Origin of the sequence: Dactylosporangium darangshiense (genome assembly GCF_039537565.1) — a bacterium.
GTDB classification, from domain to species: Bacteria; Actinomycetota; Actinomycetes; order Mycobacteriales; family Micromonosporaceae; genus Dactylosporangium; species Dactylosporangium darangshiense.
In genome coordinates, this window is the sequence record NZ_BAABAT010000027.1 from 46,060 (window position 1) to 64,058 (window position 17,999).

The window sequence follows — 17,999 nt, forward strand, 5'->3', positions numbered from 1 at the left end:
CTCAGTCGCCCCCGAGCCAGCGGCGGAAGCTCTCGAAGAGGCCGGGCCGGACGTGGCCGTGCCACCAGCGCAGCGCTTCGGGGCCGAGGGCTCGGGCTTCGCGCTCGAGCTTCTCCTGTACCTCCGCGGACAGCTCCTGCGCGAGCGCCCGCACGGCGGGGTCCTCCCCCGCCTCCCCGTCGACGGCGCGGCGGAGCAGGTGGCGCAGCAGGCTGCGGGCGCCCGCCTCGTCGCCGGTCGCCCGCAGCACCGTCGCGCACGCGGCCACCAGCGCGTCCTCGCGCAGCACGGCGGCCGCCGGTCCGAACAGCGCCGGCGCGGGCCGCCGGGCGACGAAGTACAGGGCCGCGCAGCGCAGCGCGACGTCCCGCGCACCCGGCTCGCCGATGTGCCCCGCCCGCGCGACGGCGTCGCGCAGCTCCGGCACCGAGGCCGGCGCGGCGCGGTCCAGGCGCAGCACCGCCAGCCAGGCCGCGGACTCCGCGTCGGCGCACCAGGCGAGCAGGTCCTCGGCCTCGGTCGCCGTCCGCGGCAGCGCGCCCGCGTCGAGGTCGCGGGCCAGCCGCCCGGCGACCGCCGCACGGACGGCGCGCCCGATCGGCTCGTCCGCCCGGTGCAGCAGCCGCGCGCTGCGCCCCGCGACCAGGAACCGCAGGCGGGCGTCGCCGGTGAGCTGCTCCGCGGCGTACCACCCGATCAGCTCGGTGCGCCCCGCCGGCGGCAGCGCGCGGGCCGCGTCAAACACGAACCGCGCCCGCGCATCCGGCGCCACGGCCACGACGACGGCCCGCAGCCGGCCGGCGCCGGCGAGGTGCCCGACTGCGTGCGGAACGAGCTCGGGGAGGCGCACCAGGCGCGCCGCCACGTCCGCGGGTGCCGCCCGTCCGGAGCCGAGCGCGGCCGCAAGCACCTGCCCGCGCCACTCGGAGGCGAACCGCGAGTCGTCGGCCACCGTCGGCCAGTCGGTGCCCAGCCCGTCGAGCAGGCCGCGCACGGCGGAGTCGAACGGCCGCAGCCCATCGCCCGCGGCCCGGTGCAGCAATGCGAGCCGAGCGCGAGGGCCGGCGGCCTCCACGAGCGCGGGCTCCCCGGCCAGCCGATCGAGCAGTGCGCGCTCGCAGGCGGCGGCCAGCACCGCGCTCAGCCCGGGCAGCCGCGCCAGCACGGGGTCCCATCGCCCCGGCGCGGCGGTTTCGTTGCCGGTCAGGGCGTCGGCGATCGCGGTGCCCACCGCCTCGAGGGCCGGCGCGCCGGCGCCGGATCGCACGGCCGCCGCGACCGGCTCGGCCGCGCCGCGTACCAGGGCGAGGGCCAGCTCCGCGCGGACCGCCGGGAACTCCTGCAGCGTCGCGTCGACCACGGCCGGGCGGCCCAGCAGCGCGGCCAGCACGTCGTCGCCGGGGCGGGCGCCGTGGATCAGGTCGTCGTAGCCGCCGATGAACGCGGCGAGCGGCCTCACGTCGGCCTCCGGCGTGCCGATGCCGGCCGCCCGGGACGCCAGGGCCAGCGCGCGCGGGGCAGGGGCGAGGATCAGGGTGCGCGCCCGGGCGACCGGTGCGGCGGTGCGCGCGTCGCCGCCGGGCGTGACGAGCAGGGCGCCGGGCGGGGGCTTCACCGCGCCGACGATGTCAAACCACAGGGCCGTGTCCGGGCCCTCGTACGTGGAGACGGCGAACTCGTCCATGAGGCCCGCGAAGCGCCGCTCGACGGCGGCGACCAGGCCGGCCACGACCTGCGGTGCGGACGGCACCGCCACGAGGGTGCGCGGGCCGCGGCCGAGGATCGCGTCGAGGAACGGGGGCAGCAGGCCGGCGGGTTCGGGTGGGTCTTTGCGCGGTACCGATGCCAGGCCGGACAGGCAGGGAAGCTCCGCGGTCGTCACCGCGCTCCCCCGCCACCACCACGGCGAGGCGAAGCGGGCCGCGAGCTCGGCGGCGGGCAGCAGCTCGCGCGGTGCGACGAGGATGTGCGCGGCGAGGTTGCCGGGGCGGCCGTACTCGTCCACGCCCGCGGGCACGCGCCGGAAGCAGTAACGCAGGCCGTCGGCGTCGACCCAGCCGAACGACGGCGGGGGCTCGGCGCCGGGGTCGGGGTCGGCGGGCGGGTCGTAGCGGCACAGGCGCAGCGCCGTGGCGACGGTCGAGCTGTGGCGGTCGCGCAGGCCGGGCGACGCCGCCACGATCTGGAAGCCGGGGGTACCGCCGCGGCCGGCGGGGCGCGTGTACCAGAACTGCTCGATCATCGCGGTTCGGGCGGGGCGATCCGCAGGTTGCGCAGCACGGCGATGAGCGGGTCGAGGCAGCGCAGCGAGGCGATCGATTCGACCACGCGGTCGTCGGGCCTGCCGGGGACCTCGCGCGGGGTGTAGCCGATCGGGGCGACCGCGTGGAAGCTCAGCGGTACCTCGTGTCCGAGCTGGGCGGCGACGGCGAGCAGGTCGTTGGCGTTGGCCCACCGCAGCAGGTTGCGCACCTCGCCGTCGATGCGGGCCATCTCCTGCTCGGCCAGGCGCCGGTCCGCGCTCGGCGGGCGGCGGAAGCCGACGTCGACGCCGGGCAGGGCCTCCTCGATGAGGTCGGACTTCGACATCGCGATCGCGACCGGCACCCGGTGCGGGTCGCGCTGCTGGCGGCGCAGGTCGGCCAGGCAGGCGTTGACGAGGTCGGCCTGGTTGACGTGGCGGCCGATGTCGAACTCGCCGGGCAGGCGGCTGCGGATCGGCTCGATCATCAACGGGTCGATGAGGAAGATCAGGCCGGACGCGCGCGAGAGGAACGGCGCGTACCGCGCGCGGCTGCGCTGGTACATCAGCGTCTCGCCGGCGATGTCGTGGATGAGCAGCAGCACCGGCGGCCCGCCGCGGAAGCGCGCCTTGATGATCATCGGGCGCAGCCGGACGTCGGTCTCCGCACTGGGGTTGGTGGCGCCCAGCGCCTTGCGCTCGGTGAAGAACGACTGGTAGGACGCGCGGAACCGCTCGGCCGAGTTCTCGTCGGGCACGAACTCCTCGACGCCCCAGTCGCGCAGCCGCTGGCGGTGGAAGCCGTCCTCGATCAGCGCGGCGATGAAGTGCGTCTTGCCGGCGCCGGTGGTGCCGACGACGCCGATGGTGAACACCCGCCGCGAGCCGATCTCATCGGGCAACGGCTCGCCGCACTGCTTGCAGGCGCGGGCCGGCAGGTCCTCGTACACGGCGTAGTCGGAGACGGGGTGCTCCCGCTCGTACCGGTCGTAATCCTCCTCGACGCCGGTGCCCGTCACGATGTCGCGCAGCTCCTGCATCAGGCTGGGCGCCGCCTTCTGGGGCGCGGGCCGCGGCGGCGCCGGCCGCCACAGGACCGGGCGCCCGGCGAGCACGCCATGGGGCTCGCGCCCGGAGACCGGCCGCGGCACCGGCTGGTCCTTGCCGGCGCTGAACGAGCCGGCCGGCACCTCGTAGTTCGTCGCCACGATCGGGCAGTCGTTGAGCAGCAGCCGGGCGTCGCAGTACGGGCAGACGACCTGCAGGCGGATCAGGCCCATCGCCCGGTCACCGCTGCTCGGGGAAGTGGTCGGTGTACGGCCCGTGGTAGCCGGGATCGGCGGGCGGCGGCTGGTCGTCGCGGGGCGCGTGGCGCGGCCTCGGCGGCGGGACGGGCCCTGGGTACGGGTCGGCGCCGGACCGGTTTCGCCACACGTCACGCAGCACGGCCGAGACGCGCTCCTGCGGGTTCTGCGGGTCGTAGTTGAGCACGACGTAGGCGATGAGCCCGACCATGAACCCCGCGTTGGGAATCGCGCCCGACCCGATCGTGAACCCGTTGCGCCGCACCGCGTCCACGTAGATCTCGAGCAGCTCGATGTGCACGATCATCCCGATGAAGATCATGCCGCGGATGGCGATGTTCCGGCTCGTGCGCAGCTTCGTGATGAGGTACTTGCCGACACCGTAGCCGGCCGCCACCACGACGACCGCGACGAACGCCTTGACCGCGAACCCGGCGAACCCGGTGGTGGCCAGCGTGTCGACCGTGAACCGCGCGACGCTGATGCCCGCGGCATCGACCCCCACCGCCGTGAGCGTCCCGGCGAACAGCGCCAGCCCACGGATCATCCGCTCCACGATGCTGCGGGTGCGATAGATGATGAGCAGCGCGGAAAGCAGGAAGGGGACGAAGGAACCGACGATCAGGAACAGGTTCAGCAGCAGATGGATGATGAAATGCACGGCACTCCCCGCAGACTCGGCGAACCGCACCCGCCAACCAGCGTAGGAAGTCGATGGAATGCCGCGGTATCGGCGGAAGTCACCGTCCCCGTGCCGACTCCGGCGCGCCGCGAACCCCGTTCGGCCCGTGCCGCCGCACTATCGGCCCACCCGCTCCGGCTACCGCCCCGGCGCCCGCCGACGCTCGTGGGTGGCCTGCAAGTTGTCGGGGTGCGTGACGGATTGGCGACTCTGCGCGGCGAACCAACCTTGCCGAGGGTGCATCGAACGGTACGTCACCAAGCCAACCGAACTTCCGGGGAGCCATAATGCGTGCAATGCCCAAGGCCCTGACCCTCACGACGACCGTCTCGACCGTCCTGCTGCTCGCCGCGTGCGGGCCGAAGCCGGTGCAGGTGCACAGCGGCGACGCGGCGCCGGCCGGGTCGCCCGAGGTGACGGCCAGTGCGCCGACCACCGTCACGCCCACGTCGCCGGGGACGGCGCTGTCGCCGTCCACCGCGACCACCACCAACACCGCCGGCGGTTCGCTCGTGCTGGGGCCGCTCGGCTTCGGGTCGCTCAAGCTCGGGATGAACCGGCAGCAGGCCAACGCGACCGGGATGGTCGTGCCGTTCGACAGCACCCCCGCCTCGGGCTGCAAGCTGGGCAACCTGCGCGACGCGCCGAGCGGCAAGGGGTATGTGCACCTGTCGGCGGCCCGCGGTATCGCGACCATCGACGCGTACAACAGCAGCATCAAGACGCCGGAGGGCGTGCACGTGGGCACGTCCGCCGCCGACATGCACAGGATCTACCCCGAGTGGGAGCCGACCGACGGGGACCAGAACAACGGCCGCGGCGGGGTGTTCGCGCCGGGCGGGGACCACAAGACGGTGTACCGCATCTTCCTGCGCAACGGCGTGGTCACCGAGCTGACGCTGCAGCTGCAGAACCAGGACTGCTACGAGTAGGAGCCGGACAGGCGCACGCCGGCCAGGACGTCGTCGGTGACGTCGGAGGCGCCGACCTGCTTGATCTGGATGTACACCCCGAAACGCTGCGGCACCGCGAACACCACCTCGCTGTAGGAGACCGCGGCGCCGCACGACGTCCACCGTCGCACCAGGGCGGGGGTCCCGGCCACGTCCACCGTGCGGTCCGGCCGCCGGACGCACGTGGCGTGGCCGGGCAGCGCGGGGTCCGGGTTGCCGGGCAGCAGCGCGCGGCTCGCACCGGCGAAGACGCCGGGCATGGCGCTGGCCGGGTCGGTCCAGCGGGCCAGGTCCGGCGCGACGACGAGGCCGGGCTCGTGGCCCGCAGGCAGGCCGAGCGCCGCCGGGTTCCAGCCGGCGTCGCGCAGCTGGCCGGCCCAGCGCGGCGGCACGGCGACGGAGATGGCGCCGGTGTTGTCGCGCACGCGCACCCAGCCCGAGCGGGGCAGCACGGCGGAGGCGCCGGCGGCCAGGACGGCGGCGAGCGCGACGGCGGCGCCGGCGATCCGCAGGAGCCGGCGGCGGGATCGGGCGCGGTGGTGGACCTGCTCCATGGCCGCGGTCGCCCGACGCAGCTGCTCGATCAGCGCCTCGGCGGACGCCCAGCGCTGCCTGGGGTCGTGGTGCAGCGCCCGGCGTACCACATTATCCACTGTGGACGGAACGCCCGGGCGCAGCCGGGACGGGCGGGCCAGCGTGCGCTCGGGCGGGCGGCCGGTGAGCATGTGGTACAGCGTCGCGCCGACCGCGTACACGTCCGCGCGGGCGTCCAGCCCGCCGCCGATCGAGGCCTGCTCGGGCGGCATGTACCCGGGCGTGCCGGCGGCGATGGTGAACCCGGACGCGTTGGCCAGCGCCTTGGCCAGGCCGAGGTCGGCGACGAGGACCCGGTCGCGCTCGCCGCCCGGCTGGAACAGCACGTTGGACGGCTTGAGGTCGCGGTGCAGCACCCCGGCCTCGTGCAGCACCGCGACGGCGCCGGCGATGTCGGTCGCCACCAGCAGCGCCTCGCGCACCGGCAGCGGCCCCTCGGCGAGCCGGTCGGCGAGGGTGCCGCCGGCGGCGTACGGCATCACGAGATACGGCCGGCCGTCGGGCAGTTCGCCGACGTCGAGCACCCGCACCAGCAGGGTCGAGTCGGTGCGCCGCATGATCCGGGCCTCCTGCTCGAACCGCTCGCGCAGGTCCGGATGGTACGACCAGTTGTCAGCCAGCACCTTGATCGCCACGAACGCGTCCAGCGCGTCGTCGGCGCCGAGCCACACGGTGGCGAACGCGCCGGAGCCGATGCGCCGCACCACGCGATATCGGCCGATCTTCTCCGGTACTGGCACGCCCGTATTATGGCCCACACATTGAAGATGAACGGGGACCCCAACCATGCCGGACGATCTTGACCTCGAGGAGCTCGCCGGCCGCGCCGCGTCGGGCGACGCCAACGCGCTCGACGCGCTGCTGGCCCGGATCGGCCCTCAGGTGCTGCGCCAGTGCCTGCGGTTCCTGCCGTGCCTGCAGGACGCCGAGGAGGCGTGCCAGGACACGCTGCTGCAGGTGGCCCGCAACATCGGCGGTTTCGGCGGACGGTCGCGTTTCTCCACATGGCTGTACGCCGTGACGGCCAACTGCGCGCGCCAGACCTACCGTTCGCTGCGCCGCCGCGCCGACGAGCGGCCGACCGCGGTCCTGCCGATCGACGCCGCCGACCCGCGCACGACGAGTGTGATCGCGGGCTCGCGGCTCGACCTGCTCGAGGCGCTGGAGCAGCTGGAGGCGCACCGCCCCGAGCTGGTTGCGCCGTTGGTACTGCGGGACGTGTGCCAGCTGACCTACGAGGAGATCGCCGAGCATCTCACCGTGCCGGTCGGCACCCTGAAGTCCCGCATCCACGACGCCCGCCGCCACGTCCGCGCATCGCTGCAGACCACCTGACCTACGCGCGCTCGGCGCGGTGCAGGCCGGTCGCGGGGGTCCACCACTCGATGACGAGGAGGGTGGCCTCGGGGTTGAGGTGGGTGTGGACGACCTCGGTGATGTCGGCGTGGAAGCGGTCGCCCTCCGGGCCCTCGGTGGTCGCGCCGGCCGGCCGGGCGCGGCCGGCGATCTTGGCCTCGCCGGGCCAGCCCGACTCGGCGCCCTCGATCGGGTCGACCGTCGCGCTGTGCAGCGCGAAGCGCGGGTCGCGGCGCAGGTCGGCGCCCTTGCGGGCGTTGGGCATCGAGCCGAAGACGAGCTCGCCGGACTCGAAGACGACCTCGATGCCCGAGATGCGCGGCGCGCCGTCGGCGCGCAGGGTCGCGATCGTCTTGTGCCGGTGTGCGTCGAACAGGGCCTGCACCCGGGCCGCGAACTCCGGCTCCGCCTGCTCGACGTCACGCCATGCCGTCATGGCACCATTCTGTACCTACGCGAGTCGGCGCATCACGCGGCCCGCGAACGGGATCGTCCAGGCCGCGAGGCAGGCCGCGCCGAGCAGCAGGTGTGCCGGATCGGGACCGGACCAGGCGCGGACGATCCAGAAGGTCGGGAGCGCGGCCAGGGGCCAGGCGGGCGGGCCGGCGAGCCACCATGCCGCGACCGGCAGGTAGAGCGGGAGCGCGAGGGCCTTGTCGGCGGTGGCGCCCTGGACGCGGGTGCGGGCCACCGCCAGGGTCGCGAGCGTCACCAGCGGGGCGAGCGCGGCGGCCAGCACGAGCGAGCCGGCGGCTGAGGCGCGTACCAGACCGGACAGCGGCGCGGCTACCGCGAGGCCGGCGGCGGCCAGGAGCGCGACGGCGGTCAGCCGGTAGGCGAGGTAGCGCCGCACGCCCAGCGGCGACGTCCGCACGACGGCGAGGGTGCCGTCCTCGAGGTCGTCGAGGACGACGAGCGCGCCGGTCATGCCGAAGGCGACCGGCACGTGCACGGCGACGGCGACGATGGCCAGCGCCGGCGCGTACGGCGCGAGGTCGACGCCGCGGTGGTGCCGCAGCCACGCGGCCAGCGGCGCGAACCCGAGGCGCAGTCCCAGGGCCAGCAGCAGCGGGCTCAGCGCCACGGCCGCCAGCATCGAGTCGCGGGTCACGTTGCGCAGGTCCGCGCGGGGGAACACGAGCCAGCGCGGGCGGGCCGGCAGCGGGCGGGCCCGTGCCGCCGGCCGGCCGGGCGCGGCGTCCTTGCCGCGCAGGCGGCGGGCGGCGAAGACGACGGCGGCGAGCGCCCACAGCGCCAGGTAGGCCAGGACGAGCACGGCCGGGTACGGGGACTCGCCGCGCAGGAGGGCGAGGGCGCCGGTGGTCGGCACGGCGTACCACAGCGGGCCGCCCAGCAGCCCCGCCGACGTCGCGAGGGGCACCGCGAACAGCGCGGCCATCGGCAGCGGCAGCGCGGCCATGAAGCCGACGAACTCGTCGCGGCGGGCGGCGACCGCGGCCGCGACGGCGAGCAGCAGCGCGGCGGACAGGGCGACCGCGGGCAGCGCGACGCCGAGCTGCTCGGCGCGGCGGCCGGCGAGCAGGACCGGCACCGCGCCGGCCACGGCGAGCAGCACCAGCGGCGCCATCCGCGCCGCGACCCGCTGCCACGGCCGCGCGGGGCTGACGCCGAGCGCGGCGGCGGCGCCCGTGGACCGGTCGGTGACGGTGAGCGCGCCGGCGAAGAGCGTGCCGGCGGTCATGACCTCGACGAACAGCAGGTACGGCGAGACGGCCCGGGCGGGCGCCGCCGGCAGCAGGGCGAGCGGGACCGACCAGCAGACCGCGAGGCCCAGCAGTGCGGCCGGGACGCGCTGGCGCCACTGCAGGCGCAGCTCCAGGGCGAGCAGGGCGGTCACGATGCCGCCCCGGTCACCGCGATGAACACGTCGGCCAGGGCCGCCTCGCGCGTGTGGACCGTCTGCACCCGCCCGGTGGCGAGCAGCGCGAGCAGTGCCGGGTCGTCGGCGGCCGGGAACTCGGTACGCAGCAGCCGGCCGTCCTCGGCGTGCTCGACGACGACGGTGCGGCGGCCGTGGGCGAGCCGGAGGTTGCGCGGGGTGTCGACGGCCACGACGGCGCCGTCGCGCATGAACGCGACCCGGCCGCAGAGCTCCTCGACGGCCGGCATGTCGTGGGTGGTGAGCAGGACGGTCCGGCCCGCGTCGGCCTGCGCGCGGATCACCGCGCGCACGTCGGCGGCGTTGGCCGGGTCCAGGCCGGACGTCGGCTCGTCGAGGAAGAGCACGTCGGGGCGGTGCAGGATGGCGCGGGCCAGGTTCAGCCGCATCTTCATGCCCTTGGAGAACGTGGCGGCGCGCCGGTCGGCGGCGTCGGCGAGCCCGACCGCGGCGAGCGTGCGCTCCGGGCGGTCCGTCGGGCGGCGGTGCAGCGCGCCGAACGCGGCGAGGTTCTCGCGGGCGGTGAGCCTCGGGAAGTACGCCGGCAGCTCGAATCCGACGCCGATCCGCTCGTAGAGGTCCCGTCCCCAGTCGGCGACGGGCCTGCCGAGCACCTGCACGCCGCCGGTGTACTCCCGGTGCTGCCCGGTCAGCACCCGCTGGGTGGTGGACTTGCCCGCGCCGTTGGGCCCGAGCAGCCCGAAGACCTCGCCGGCGGCCACCGCGAGATCGATGCCGGCCACCGCGTCGCGCGCGGCGCCGGGGTAGCGCACCCGGAGCCCTTCGACCCTGACGACCTCTTTTTGCATCACGATGCAAATTTACACCGTACTGTAGGATAGCGCCATGGGCTTGCGCGAGGAGAAGAAGCGGCAGACCCGCGCCGCGCTGGTCGAGGCCGCGGCGCGCCTGTTCGCCGAGCGCGGCTACGACGGCACGACGGTGGCGGACATCGCCGCCGCCGCGAACGTCTCGACGCGCACCTTCTTCTCGTACTTCCGCGCCAAGGAGGACGTGCTCTTCGCGGGCACCGACGAACGGCTGCGCGCGATGGAGGAGGCGTTCGCCGCGGCGGGGCCCGCAAACCCCCTGGATGTGGTGCCGAGCATCCTCGAGCGGGTGATGTCCGCCTCCGACGACTTCGCCGGGCCCGACCGCCTGGCGATCATGCTGACCCGCCCGGAGCTGCAGGCGCAGGCCCTGCAGCGCCTGATCGCCGCGCAGCGGCTCATCGCGGGCTGGCTGCGCCGCTCCTACCCCGACCGCCTGGACGACACCCTGTCCGGCGCCGCGTCCGGCGCCCTCGTCGGCGCCCTGGTCGGCACGCTGCTGTCCCCCGACTCGCCGGAGGACCCGCGCTCCCGCCTGCGCCGCGCCCTCGACCTGCTCGAACGCGGCCTGCGCACCCTCTAGAGCTCGAAGAGGGACCCCTGGCCGGCCGAGACGGGCGGGTCGAGGACATCGCGCAGCCGCCCGACCCCCTGCCGCCACCGCCGGGCGTGCTCGGTCTCGTCCCACGCCTCGGCCAGCTCGGAAGCGGGATCGAGGACACGGTCGATCGCGACCAGGGCCAGGCCCCGCAGCTCGTACGGCAGCTGCGGGATCGGCTCCCGAGGGCCGTAGTTCGCCGGCACCGGAGCCCCGCCCGGGCACTGCGCCACGACGATCGCCGCGGCGGCGAGGGCTTCGGAGGCGGCGGAGTAGCCGAGCGGCCCGACGGCGCGCACGGCCCGCTCGAGCGCGCCGCGCACGATCGGCTCGCGCTCCTCGAGGGCCACATCGTCGAGCCCGTCGGCGAAGTCGGCCGCCGTGTCCTCGTCGAAGGGCCCGACACCCCAGGAACCCATGTTTCCGAGTCTAGGTGTCGAAACCGGCGACCCGAGTTCGACGCATGGGCAGAGGACACCACAACCCAGGGAGCGCATCATGCGGAAGATCGTGGCCGGGCTGCACCTGTCGCTGGACGGCGTCATCGAGGCGCCGGAGCGGTGGAGCTTCGACTACCACTGCGACGAGGTCGGGCAGTCGATCAAGGCGCGACGCGACGCGACCGAGACCCTGCTGCTCGGGCGGAACACCTACCAGGCGTTCGCGGGAATCTGGCCCGGGCAGACCGGGGAGATCGCCGACTTCATGAACAACACCCCGAAACTCGTCGCCTCCACCACCCTCACCTCGGTCGAGTGGGGCGGCGCCGAGCTCGTCGACGGCGACGTCGAGACGGCGCTGGCGAGGCTCAAGCAGGACGACGGCGGCAACATCACGATCACCGGCAGCGCCACCCTGGTCCGCTCGCTGGTGCGCGCCGGGCTCGTCGACGAGCTGCACCTCATGGTCTGCCCGGTAGTGGTCGGCGGCGGCAGGCGGCTGTTCGAGGCCGACGGCGGGCGGGTGCCGCTGCGGCTGGCCGGCTCCGAGACGTACCCGACGGGCGTGGTCCACCTGACCTACGCGCCGGCCTGACGCGTCCGGCACTTGAGAAAGTCGCCGTCGGGGCTACTATTACGTCGCGCGATATAACGCGGGATGTAGGAGGCGCTCCTTGGAGCCCGGCATGCTGATCCTCGCCAGCCTGGCGGCCGGCCCGAAGCACGGCTACGCGCTGATCAAGGACATCGAGGAGATCGCCGGGACCACGCTCGGGCCCGGGACGCTCTACGGCGCGCTGGGCCGGCTCGAGGCGCAGGGCCTGGTCGAGCCGCTGCCCGCGGAGGACCGCCGCCGGCCGTACCGCATCACTGCGGCCGGCGCCGAGGCCGCCCGCACCTACTTGGAACACGTCCGGACGGTGGCCACCGCCGGCCTGCGCCGCCTCGGGCCCGCCCATGCCTGAGCGCCTGATCCGCCTCTATCCGCGTGCCTGGCGCGCCCGCTACGGCGACGAGCTCGCGCAGCTGGTCACGGACCTTCGCCCCGGCACGTCGCGCACCGCGCTCGCCTTCGACCTGATCCGCTCGGCAGCGACACTCCACCTGCGGGAGGTACGGACCATGAACGCCCATGCCATGCGCGTGGCCCTGTCGGCCGCCGCCATCGTCTGGCTCGGCATCTCCGCCGAGATCGTCCTGTCCAACGTCGTCTTCCCGGCGAAGACCGACGACGACACCATCCCCATCCTGGTCTCCTACGCGTGCATCTTCGCGGCATTCTTCCTGGTCGGCCGCCTGTCGGCCCGGCATGGCGCGAACGCCCGCAGCCAGGTGCTGGCCGGCGTGATCGCCGGCGCCGTGATCGGCGCGGCGACGGTCGCCACGTTCGCGGTGGTCGACAACGTCTGGCTCGACATCGTCTCCCGCCAGCAAACCAAGATCGACGGCTTCGCGCAGAGCGGCGCGTCGTCGATGCGCACGTACATCAACCAGGGCCTGATCGGCGCCGCCTTGTTCCTGACCGCGGTGCTGGCCGGGTTCGGCGCCCTGCTGAGCCGCGCCGGCGGCCTGTCACACACCCGCCGCCTCTGAGCGGCGTCGTGTTTTGGCGGTCGGCGGCCCGTCACTCGTAGCGGACGGCCTCGGCGACGGGGATCTGGGCGGCGAGCCGGGCCGGCGCGCTGGTGGTGACGGCCACCGCCGCCGGGACCACGACCGGGACCAGCGCGAGATACCACCACGGTGCGAAGACCGTGCCGTTGTCGGAGCCGCCGGTGATGCTCACGACCGCCAGGTAGAGCCCGATTCCCAGCGGTATGGACAGCAGCGCCGCGAAGACCGCCATCAGTGCCTGGGCGCTGACGAGGCCGGCGGTGACCTGTGCGGGCGTCAGCCCGATGGCCTTGAGCACACCGAAGTCGCGGATCTGTTCGCGGACCGTCAGCAGCATCACCGCCACCAGCGTCGTCGCGGCGATGAGCATGAGGACGGCGTCGAGGCTGTAGACGAGCACGGACAGTTCGGTGGGTACATCGCTGACGGTGCCGACAATGGGGATGCGGACCGCGGCCCGCATCTGCAGTGTGGCCACGACGACCGCGCCGGTCACCGCGACCGCGGTCGCCGTCCAGAAGGTGCGCCTGCGGCGGGCGATCAGATCCTTCAGGCCCAGGGTCGCCGGCAGTGGCAGGCCGGCGCGCGCGACAGCGCGGGCGAGCCGTCCGGTCGGGGTGGGTGCGGGGGAGCCGGCTCGGATGGCGGCGAGGGTGGTGGACCGGGTCGCGCGCCGGGCGGCCAGGAAGGCGCTGAGCAGCAGGACCGGGAGCACCACGGCTCCGGCCAGCAGCGCGTGCCACGGCTGGATCGCAAGGCTCGGCGAGCCGATGAGGGTCTGCGCGCTGGGCGCGGCCAGGCGTGGCGCCAGAGCGGCGCCCACCGGGAACCCGACGGCGACCGCGGCGAGCCCGAGCGCGGCCGTCTCGACCAGGAATACGGTGCTGACCTGACGGGGTGTGAGCCCGACGGCCTTGAGCAGCCCTATTTCCCGGTACTGGGCGCTGACCCGTGCCGCGGTGAGGATTCCGGTGACGGCGAAGCCGACCGCCAGCAGCAGGATGGTGAACATCCCCAGGATGACGGTGAGGGGCTGGCTGTCCAGCAGAGCCTCGTCGCGCTGCTCCTGCCACGAGATCATGGCATTCCCACCGGCCTGGGCCTCGGCCGAGGGAAGCGCGGCCGCCGCGGCATCGGCGAAGCCCGGCGCCGCCGCGGGGTCGCTCAGCCGGACCGGTTGCGTCCACACCCACCGGCTCTGGTCGGGCTGGACCCGCGCGAGGGTGTCCCGGCTGACCCAGCCGAGGCCGGGGTTGTGCCGGGGGTATCGCGGCTGGCTGGGTGAGACGGCGGTGCCGACGACCGTCAGGCTCAGGACCCCGGTGGGCGTTGGTACCCCGATCGTGGCGCCGACCGCGATATGCAGGGCATCGGCGAAACTGCGTTCGAGCACGATCCCGGAGCCCGGCTGCGACGCGCCCTCGATCCGGACCGGAGCGTTGATGGCGGGCCGGCCGTCCAGCCCGGCGAACTCCAGGCGTTCGCTGTGGCCACCGATGCTGGCGGCCCCGACCGCGCTGGGCACCGGGTCGTCCCGCTCGGCGACGCCGGGCAGTGCGGCGACCGTGTGCGCGTCGTCGAGCGAGGGGACGATCGCGAGCACGTGCGCGCCGTGCGCGGCTTGGAACGTCCGCTGCCACGGATCGACCCCGCTGGCCCGCACCTCCAGCGCGATGACCAGCGTCGCGGCGGCGGCAGCGGTGATCAGGATCGTGAGCGTGGTCGCGAGCAGCCTGGAACGGATACCGGCGAGCGCGAGCCGCAGCAGCGTGAGCGTCATTGGTCGCCGCCGAGGTCGAGCAGGTCCGGTACCGCCCGGGCCGGCTCCATGCGGCCGTCTGCGACGATCCGCCCGTCCCGGAGCCGGACCACCCTCCCCGGCCGACGGGCGGTCGAACCCCGCCAGAAGATTGAGCAGCGTGGACTTGCCGCACCCGCTGGGCCCCATGATCGCGACGAACTCGCCCTGCTCGACCGCCAGGTCGACCCCGTCGAGGGCGCGCACCGGCGTCTCACCGGACCGGTACGTCCTGACCAGCGAGCGCGCTTCCAGCACCGGCATCACGCGATCCTCCCTTCGTCCACGAGCCGTGCCTCGATCAGATCGAGCCACTCCAGGTCGGCCCGCAGGTGCAGGATCGACCCCTCGACGAGCAGCTGCGCGGTCGGACCGTGCCGGCCCGAGTGCAGCAGCCCATCGAGGTCACGCAACGACTGCAGGTACTCGTGCCGCTGGTCCTCGATCAGCCGGCCCGGCTCCGCGAGCCGTGCCGCCGCCACCGCCACGAGCTTCATCAGGAACTCGCTCTTGAGCCGCATACCGGAGACCGGCCGGTTGACCCACTCCTCCAGCGTCGCCCGGCCCGCCGCGGTGAGCTGGTACATCCGCTTCCCGCGGGCGTCCCCGTCGACGGCCTCGCTGGTCACCAGCTCATCGCGGGTCAGCCGAGCGAGGGTCGTGTAGATCTGCCCCGTGTTCAGCGCGGGCAGCAGGTCCCCGAACTTCCCGTCCAAGGTCTGCTTCAGCTCGTACCCGTGCGCGCCGCCGTCATGGAGCAGGGCCAGTACGACCTCCTTCATAGATAGCGAGAATACGTACCCGCTACCTATTGCTCAAGCCGCTGTTGCGCGATCGGGTACTGCGCGGTCGGCGCGGTGTGCAGGCCGTGTACGCCGGGGCCACCGGCCTGCCCCGGCACGTCGTAGGCGGTGATCTGGACGGGCGCGTGCGGGTGAGGCCGGCGCCGCCACACCAGCGTGCCGATCGCGCCCATCCCGCCGAGCAACAGCAGCGCGCCGATCGTGTACGCCAGCCAGCTCAGCGAGCCACCGCCGCCCGACGCGCCGGCAGCGGCCGCCGGCGACCGGTCGATCGGAGCCGCGCCGGCGGCCGATGCCGGGGCATCGCCGGCCGGTGACAGAGTCGGCGTCGCCGCCGGTTGCGTCTGGATCGGCTGTCCCGCCGCCACGATCGCGGACTGGTACGGGCCGGCCGAGCTGACGCCCTTGGGGTCCCGCCTGGGCTGCACCTGTACCGACAGCGTCAATGCGGTGCTCGGCAGCTTCCTGCTGAACGACAGCCCGTAGGTGATGCTCGCCCCGCCGCCGGGCGGCAGTGCGAGCGCACCGAGGTCGACCTGTTCGGTGGCCGTGACGGCACCGCTGCGCACGCCGCGCTGGGTGAACGTGCCCACGTCGTGCGGTCCGCCGGACATCCGCTGGCGCTGCAGGTCCACCAGGTCGCCGACGAGGCCGTTCGCCTGGAGCACGAAGGACACGTCGACGTAGCGGAGGGTCTCCTGGGACTGGTTGACCAGGCGCACGGTGAAGGGCGCCGGGCCGCCTCCGGCGGCGAACTGCGTTGGCAGGTCGTCGATGCCGACGTCACAGCATCCTTGGCCCGCGGCGAAGGCCGGCGACGCAACCGTGACGACCGCGGCCGGCGCGGCGATGAGCACGGCGACGAGGAGGCCGAACAGGGCCGCCACGACGCTGCGACCGAACCTTTTACGCTGCATATTTGCCCGATCCTTGCCGCCGCGCGCCGACGCCCGCCATCGGCAACCGGCCACGCTACGTCGATCGGCGTCGCCGGGCAACACCCGCAGGGCCGGCCGGCGGCCGGCATGGCGGCGCCGGCCGGCGTGCGGGTGCTCAGCCGACCTGCAGGGCCGTGTCGTCGATGACGAACGAGGTCTGCAGCGACGCGTCCTCCGGGCATACCACCCGGGCCATAGCGCCGCTAGCCGTGGGCGCGGCGGGTGAACAGTTCGCGCTCCGTCTCGTTGCGCGTGAGCTCGGCGGCGCGGGCGAACTCCGCCCGGGCCTCTTCGGCGCGGCCGAGGCGCTCGAGCAGCTCGCCGCGGGCGGCGGGCAGGTGCGGGTACCCCGGCAGCTCCCCGCGCCCGATCAGCTCGTCGACGATCGCCAGGCCCGCCGCGGGCCCCTCGGCGAGGCCGACGGCCACCGCGCGGTTGAGCTCGACCACCGCCGACGGCGCCACGTGCGAGAGCAGGCGGTACAGCGCGGCGATGCGCGCCCAGTCCGTCTCCGCGGCGGTCAGGGCGCGGGCGTGGCAGGCGGCGATCGCGGCCTGCAGCCCGTAGGGGCCCAGGGTGCCGATCTGCTCGGCCCGGGTCAGGGCGGCCAGGCCGCGGCGGATCAGCAGCCGGTCCCACCGGCGCCGGTCCTGGTCCAGCAGCAGCACCGGGCGGCCGGCGGCGTCGGTGCGGGCGCCCATCCGCGACGCCTGCAGCTCCATGAGCGCCGTCAGGCCGTGCACCTCGGCCTCGTCGGGCAGCAGGCCGCACAGGACGCGGCCGAGGCGCCTCGCCTCCTCGCACAGCTGCGGGCGGGACCAGTCGTCGCCGGCCGTCGCGCTGTACCCCTCGTTGAAGATCAGGTACACGGTGCCGAGGACGGCGGCCAGCCGCGCCGGGACCTCCGACGGCGGCGGGAGCTCGAAGCGCACGCCCTCCTTGGCCAACGTCTTCTTCGCGCGCAGGATGCGCTGGGAGACGGTCGCCTCGGTGGTGAGGAAGGCGCGGGCGATCTCGTCGGTACGCAGGCCGCCGAGCATCCGCAGCGTCAGCGCCACCTGCGACTCGGTGGTGAGGGACGGGTGGCAGGCGGTGAAGATGAGCCGCAGCAGGTCGTCGCCGATGTGGTCGTCGAGTGCGTCGACGATCTCCGGCTCGGCCGAGGCCTGCTCGGCGAGCTCGACGTCGCGGCCCACCACGGCGAGCTTGCGCCGGTAGTTCTCGGCCCGGCGCAGGTGGTCGATCGCGCGGTGCTTCGCCGTGGCCATGAGCCACGGGCCGGGGTCGTCGGGGACGCCGCGCTGCGGCCACTGCTCCAGGGCGGCGACGAGGGCGTCCTGGGCCAGCTCCTCGGCGAGCCCGACGTCGCGGACCATCCGCGCGAGCGCGGCGATGATCCGGGCGGACTCGATGCGGTACACCGCCTCGACTACCCGGTTCACGCCCGCAGGCGCGGGTCTTGGATCGGTGGCCGTCATGACCACCGATCCTCGCATCCCGCGATCAGGACCGCTGGAAGTCCTCAGGACCCATGATCTTGAGCAGCCGGCAGTCGCCCTCCCAGCCCGCCCAGAGGTCGCGGTGCAGCTTCATGAACCGCGAAGCCCACTCGATGGCCTCCTCCTTGGTGCGGGTCTCGTAGAGGGCGTAGCTGATCAGCTCCTTGGTCTCCGCGAACGGGCCGTCGGTCACGCTCAGCCCGCCCCCGGTGACGGTGATCCGCGCGCCGGCCGCGCTGGGTGCCAGGCCGGCGTTGTCCAGCAGCGCGCCCGCCGCGGTCGCCTCCTCGCCGAGCTTCATGATCGCGGCCATGAGCTCGGCGGGCGGCGGCGTCGCGGGCTGGGCGGCCTCGAGCAGCATCACGTAGCGCATCGTCGTCTCCTTCGCGTGTCCGGGCGTTTCCCGGCTTCATCCCGTCCTCGAACGGGGCGGGCCGGATCCGACACG

At 74.3% G+C, this 17,999-nt stretch carries 19 protein-coding genes; 6 read left to right on the forward strand and 13 right to left on the reverse strand.

Going from position 1 to position 17,999, the window contains the following annotated elements; genetic code table 11:
• Window position 1 precedes the first annotated feature (1 nt).
• Genes ABD901_RS36860 through ABD901_RS36870 form a run of 3 tightly spaced genes read right to left on the reverse strand, consistent with a single transcriptional unit; the run spans window position 2 to window position 4,207 of the window.
• On the reverse strand, window positions 2-2,242 hold the full coding sequence (locus tag ABD901_RS36860) for a GAP1-N2 domain-containing protein (protein ID WP_345134335.1): 2,241 nt from the start codon (window positions 2,240-2,242) through the stop codon (window positions 2-4).
• Window positions 2,239-3,522 carry a TRAFAC clade GTPase domain-containing protein gene (locus tag ABD901_RS36865; protein WP_345134337.1) on the reverse strand — a complete coding sequence of 428 codons (1,284 nt, stop codon included), beginning with the start codon at window positions 3,520-3,522 and terminating at the stop codon, window positions 2,239-2,241. The genes ABD901_RS36860 and ABD901_RS36865 overlap by 4 nt, the downstream gene beginning before the upstream one ends.
• 7 nt (window positions 3,523-3,529) lie before the next feature.
• Window positions 3,530-4,207 (reverse strand): hypothetical protein, encoded by a 678-nt coding sequence (locus ABD901_RS36870; protein ID WP_345134339.1) that lies wholly within the window; start codon window positions 4,205-4,207, stop codon window positions 3,530-3,532.
• 317 nt (window positions 4,208-4,524) lie between these two features.
• On the opposite strand from ABD901_RS36870, the gene ABD901_RS36875 reads away from it, so the two are divergent.
• Window positions 4,525-5,160: a hypothetical protein gene (locus ABD901_RS36875; RefSeq protein WP_345134341.1), complete on the forward strand. Its 636-nt coding sequence runs from the start codon at window positions 4,525-4,527 to the stop codon at window positions 5,158-5,160.
• Here the strand turns inward: ABD901_RS36875 and ABD901_RS36880 are convergent.
• Window positions 5,151-6,515 (reverse strand): serine/threonine-protein kinase, encoded by a 1,365-nt coding sequence (locus ABD901_RS36880; RefSeq protein ID WP_345134343.1) that lies wholly within the window; start codon window positions 6,513-6,515, stop codon window positions 5,151-5,153. The two genes, ABD901_RS36875 and ABD901_RS36880, sit on opposite strands and share 10 nt — an antisense overlap.
• A gap of 46 nt (window positions 6,516-6,561) precedes the next feature.
• Between ABD901_RS36880 and ABD901_RS36885 the strand changes: the two genes are divergently transcribed.
• On the forward strand, window positions 6,562-7,110 hold the full coding sequence (locus ABD901_RS36885; protein ID WP_345134344.1) for an RNA polymerase sigma factor: 549 nt from the start codon (window positions 6,562-6,564) through the stop codon (window positions 7,108-7,110).
• A 1-nt stretch (window position 7,111) separates the two neighbouring features.
• On the opposite strand, the gene ABD901_RS36890 is transcribed toward ABD901_RS36885, so the two are convergent.
• The 3 genes from ABD901_RS36890 to ABD901_RS36900 are packed head-to-tail and all read right to left on the reverse strand — an operon-like array spanning window position 7,112 to window position 9,840.
• Window positions 7,112-7,567, reverse strand: a complete 456-nt coding sequence (locus ABD901_RS36890; protein ID WP_345134345.1) for a pyridoxamine 5'-phosphate oxidase family protein — start codon at window positions 7,565-7,567, stop codon at window positions 7,112-7,114.
• 15 nt (window positions 7,568-7,582) lie between these two features.
• Window positions 7,583-8,989, reverse strand: a complete 1,407-nt coding sequence (locus ABD901_RS36895) for a hypothetical protein (RefSeq protein ID WP_345134346.1) — start codon at window positions 8,987-8,989, stop codon at window positions 7,583-7,585.
• The gene (locus ABD901_RS36900; protein WP_345134516.1) at window positions 8,986-9,840 is read right to left on the reverse strand and encodes an ABC transporter ATP-binding protein; all 855 of its coding nucleotides are present in this window, start codon (window positions 9,838-9,840) and stop codon (window positions 8,986-8,988) included. The genes ABD901_RS36895 and ABD901_RS36900 overlap by 4 nt, the downstream gene beginning before the upstream one ends.
• A gap of 37 nt (window positions 9,841-9,877) precedes the next feature.
• Between ABD901_RS36900 and ABD901_RS36905 the strand changes: the two genes are divergently transcribed.
• Window positions 9,878-10,444, forward strand: a complete 567-nt coding sequence (locus tag ABD901_RS36905) for a TetR/AcrR family transcriptional regulator (protein ID WP_345134348.1) — start codon at window positions 9,878-9,880, stop codon at window positions 10,442-10,444.
• On the opposite strand, the gene ABD901_RS36910 is transcribed toward ABD901_RS36905, so the two are convergent.
• Window positions 10,441-10,878: a DUF4259 domain-containing protein gene (locus ABD901_RS36910; protein WP_345134349.1), complete on the reverse strand. Its 438-nt coding sequence runs from the start codon at window positions 10,876-10,878 to the stop codon at window positions 10,441-10,443. The two genes, ABD901_RS36905 and ABD901_RS36910, sit on opposite strands and share 4 nt — an antisense overlap.
• Before the next feature lie 79 nt (window positions 10,879-10,957).
• Between ABD901_RS36910 and ABD901_RS36915 the strand changes: the two genes are divergently transcribed.
• The 3 genes from ABD901_RS36915 to ABD901_RS36925 all read left to right on the forward strand — a co-directional run bounded on the left by ABD901_RS36915 (window position 10,958) and on the right by ABD901_RS36925 (window position 12,492).
• The gene (locus ABD901_RS36915; protein WP_345134350.1) at window positions 10,958-11,494 is read left to right on the forward strand and encodes a dihydrofolate reductase family protein; all 537 of its coding nucleotides are present in this window, start codon (window positions 10,958-10,960) and stop codon (window positions 11,492-11,494) included.
• Window positions 11,495-11,585: 91 nt separating this feature from the next.
• The gene (locus ABD901_RS36920; RefSeq protein ID WP_345134351.1) at window positions 11,586-11,864 is read left to right on the forward strand and encodes a PadR family transcriptional regulator; all 279 of its coding nucleotides are present in this window, start codon (window positions 11,586-11,588) and stop codon (window positions 11,862-11,864) included.
• Window positions 11,857-12,492, forward strand: a complete 636-nt coding sequence (locus tag ABD901_RS36925; protein WP_345134353.1) for a hypothetical protein — start codon at window positions 11,857-11,859, stop codon at window positions 12,490-12,492. The genes ABD901_RS36920 and ABD901_RS36925 overlap by 8 nt, the downstream gene beginning before the upstream one ends.
• Before the next feature lie 31 nt (window positions 12,493-12,523).
• On the opposite strand, the gene ABD901_RS36930 is transcribed toward ABD901_RS36925, so the two are convergent.
• The 5 genes from ABD901_RS36930 to ABD901_RS36950 form a co-directional block, all read right to left on the reverse strand.
• On the reverse strand, window positions 12,524-14,575 hold the full coding sequence (locus ABD901_RS36930; RefSeq protein ID WP_345134355.1) for an FtsX-like permease family protein: 2,052 nt from the start codon (window positions 14,573-14,575) through the stop codon (window positions 12,524-12,526).
• On the reverse strand, window positions 14,575-15,093 hold the full coding sequence (locus ABD901_RS36935; protein ID WP_345134357.1) for a PadR family transcriptional regulator: 519 nt from the start codon (window positions 15,091-15,093) through the stop codon (window positions 14,575-14,577). Before ABD901_RS36935 ends, ABD901_RS36930 begins: the two co-directional genes overlap by 1 nt.
• Window positions 15,094-15,119: 26 nt before the next feature.
• Window positions 15,120-16,031, reverse strand: a complete 912-nt coding sequence (locus ABD901_RS36940; protein WP_345134359.1) for a hypothetical protein — start codon at window positions 16,029-16,031, stop codon at window positions 15,120-15,122.
• A gap of 224 nt (window positions 16,032-16,255) precedes the next feature.
• Window positions 16,256-17,494 carry an RNA polymerase sigma factor gene (locus ABD901_RS36945; RefSeq protein ID WP_425556771.1) on the reverse strand — a complete coding sequence of 413 codons (1,239 nt, stop codon included), beginning with the start codon at window positions 17,492-17,494 and terminating at the stop codon, window positions 16,256-16,258.
• 61 nt (window positions 17,495-17,555) lie between these two features.
• Complete coding sequence (locus tag ABD901_RS36950) at window positions 17,556-17,924, reverse strand: YciI family protein (protein WP_345134363.1); 369 nt, start codon at window positions 17,922-17,924, stop codon at window positions 17,556-17,558.
• Window positions 17,925-17,999 lie beyond the last annotated feature (75 nt).

What these genes read in the sequence shown, in the direction of transcription:
- ABD901_RS36885 (WP_345134344.1), top strand. Translation starts at nt 6,562, where the DNA reads ATGCCGGACGATCTTGACCTCGAGGAGCTCGCCGGCCGCGCCGCGTCG.
- ABD901_RS36875 (WP_345134341.1), top strand. Translation starts at nt 4,525, where the DNA reads ATGCCCAAGGCCCTGACCCTCACGACGACCGTCTCGACCGTCCTGCTG.
- ABD901_RS36890 (WP_345134345.1), bottom strand. Translation starts at nt 7,567, where the DNA reads ATGACGGCATGGCGTGACGTCGAGCAGGCGGAGCCGGAGTTCGCGGCC.
- ABD901_RS36905 (WP_345134348.1), top strand. Translation starts at nt 9,878, where the DNA reads ATGGGCTTGCGCGAGGAGAAGAAGCGGCAGACCCGCGCCGCGCTGGTC.
- ABD901_RS36940 (WP_345134359.1), bottom strand. Translation starts at nt 16,031, where the DNA reads ATGCAGCGTAAAAGGTTCGGTCGCAGCGTCGTGGCGGCCCTGTTCGGC.
- ABD901_RS36935 (WP_345134357.1), bottom strand. Translation starts at nt 15,093, where the DNA reads ATGAAGGAGGTCGTACTGGCCCTGCTCCATGACGGCGGCGCGCACGGG.
- ABD901_RS36920 (WP_345134351.1), top strand. Translation starts at nt 11,586, where the DNA reads ATGCTGATCCTCGCCAGCCTGGCGGCCGGCCCGAAGCACGGCTACGCG.
- ABD901_RS36915 (WP_345134350.1), top strand. Translation starts at nt 10,958, where the DNA reads ATGCGGAAGATCGTGGCCGGGCTGCACCTGTCGCTGGACGGCGTCATC.
- ABD901_RS36860 (WP_345134335.1), bottom strand. Translation starts at nt 2,242, where the DNA reads ATGATCGAGCAGTTCTGGTACACGCGCCCCGCCGGCCGCGGCGGTACC.
- ABD901_RS36950 (WP_345134363.1), bottom strand. Translation starts at nt 17,924, where the DNA reads ATGCGCTACGTGATGCTGCTCGAGGCCGCCCAGCCCGCGACGCCGCCG.
- ABD901_RS36925 (WP_345134353.1), top strand. Translation starts at nt 11,857, where the DNA reads ATGCCTGAGCGCCTGATCCGCCTCTATCCGCGTGCCTGGCGCGCCCGC.
- ABD901_RS36930 (WP_345134355.1), bottom strand. Translation starts at nt 14,575, where the DNA reads ATGCCGGTGCTGGAAGCGCGCTCGCTGGTCAGGACGTACCGGTCCGGT.
- ABD901_RS36865 (WP_345134337.1), bottom strand. Translation starts at nt 3,522, where the DNA reads ATGGGCCTGATCCGCCTGCAGGTCGTCTGCCCGTACTGCGACGCCCGG.
- ABD901_RS36900 (WP_345134516.1), bottom strand. Translation starts at nt 9,840, where the DNA reads ATGCAAAAAGAGGTCGTCAGGGTCGAAGGGCTCCGGGTGCGCTACCCC.
- ABD901_RS36910 (WP_345134349.1), bottom strand. Translation starts at nt 10,878, where the DNA reads ATGGGTTCCTGGGGTGTCGGGCCCTTCGACGAGGACACGGCGGCCGAC.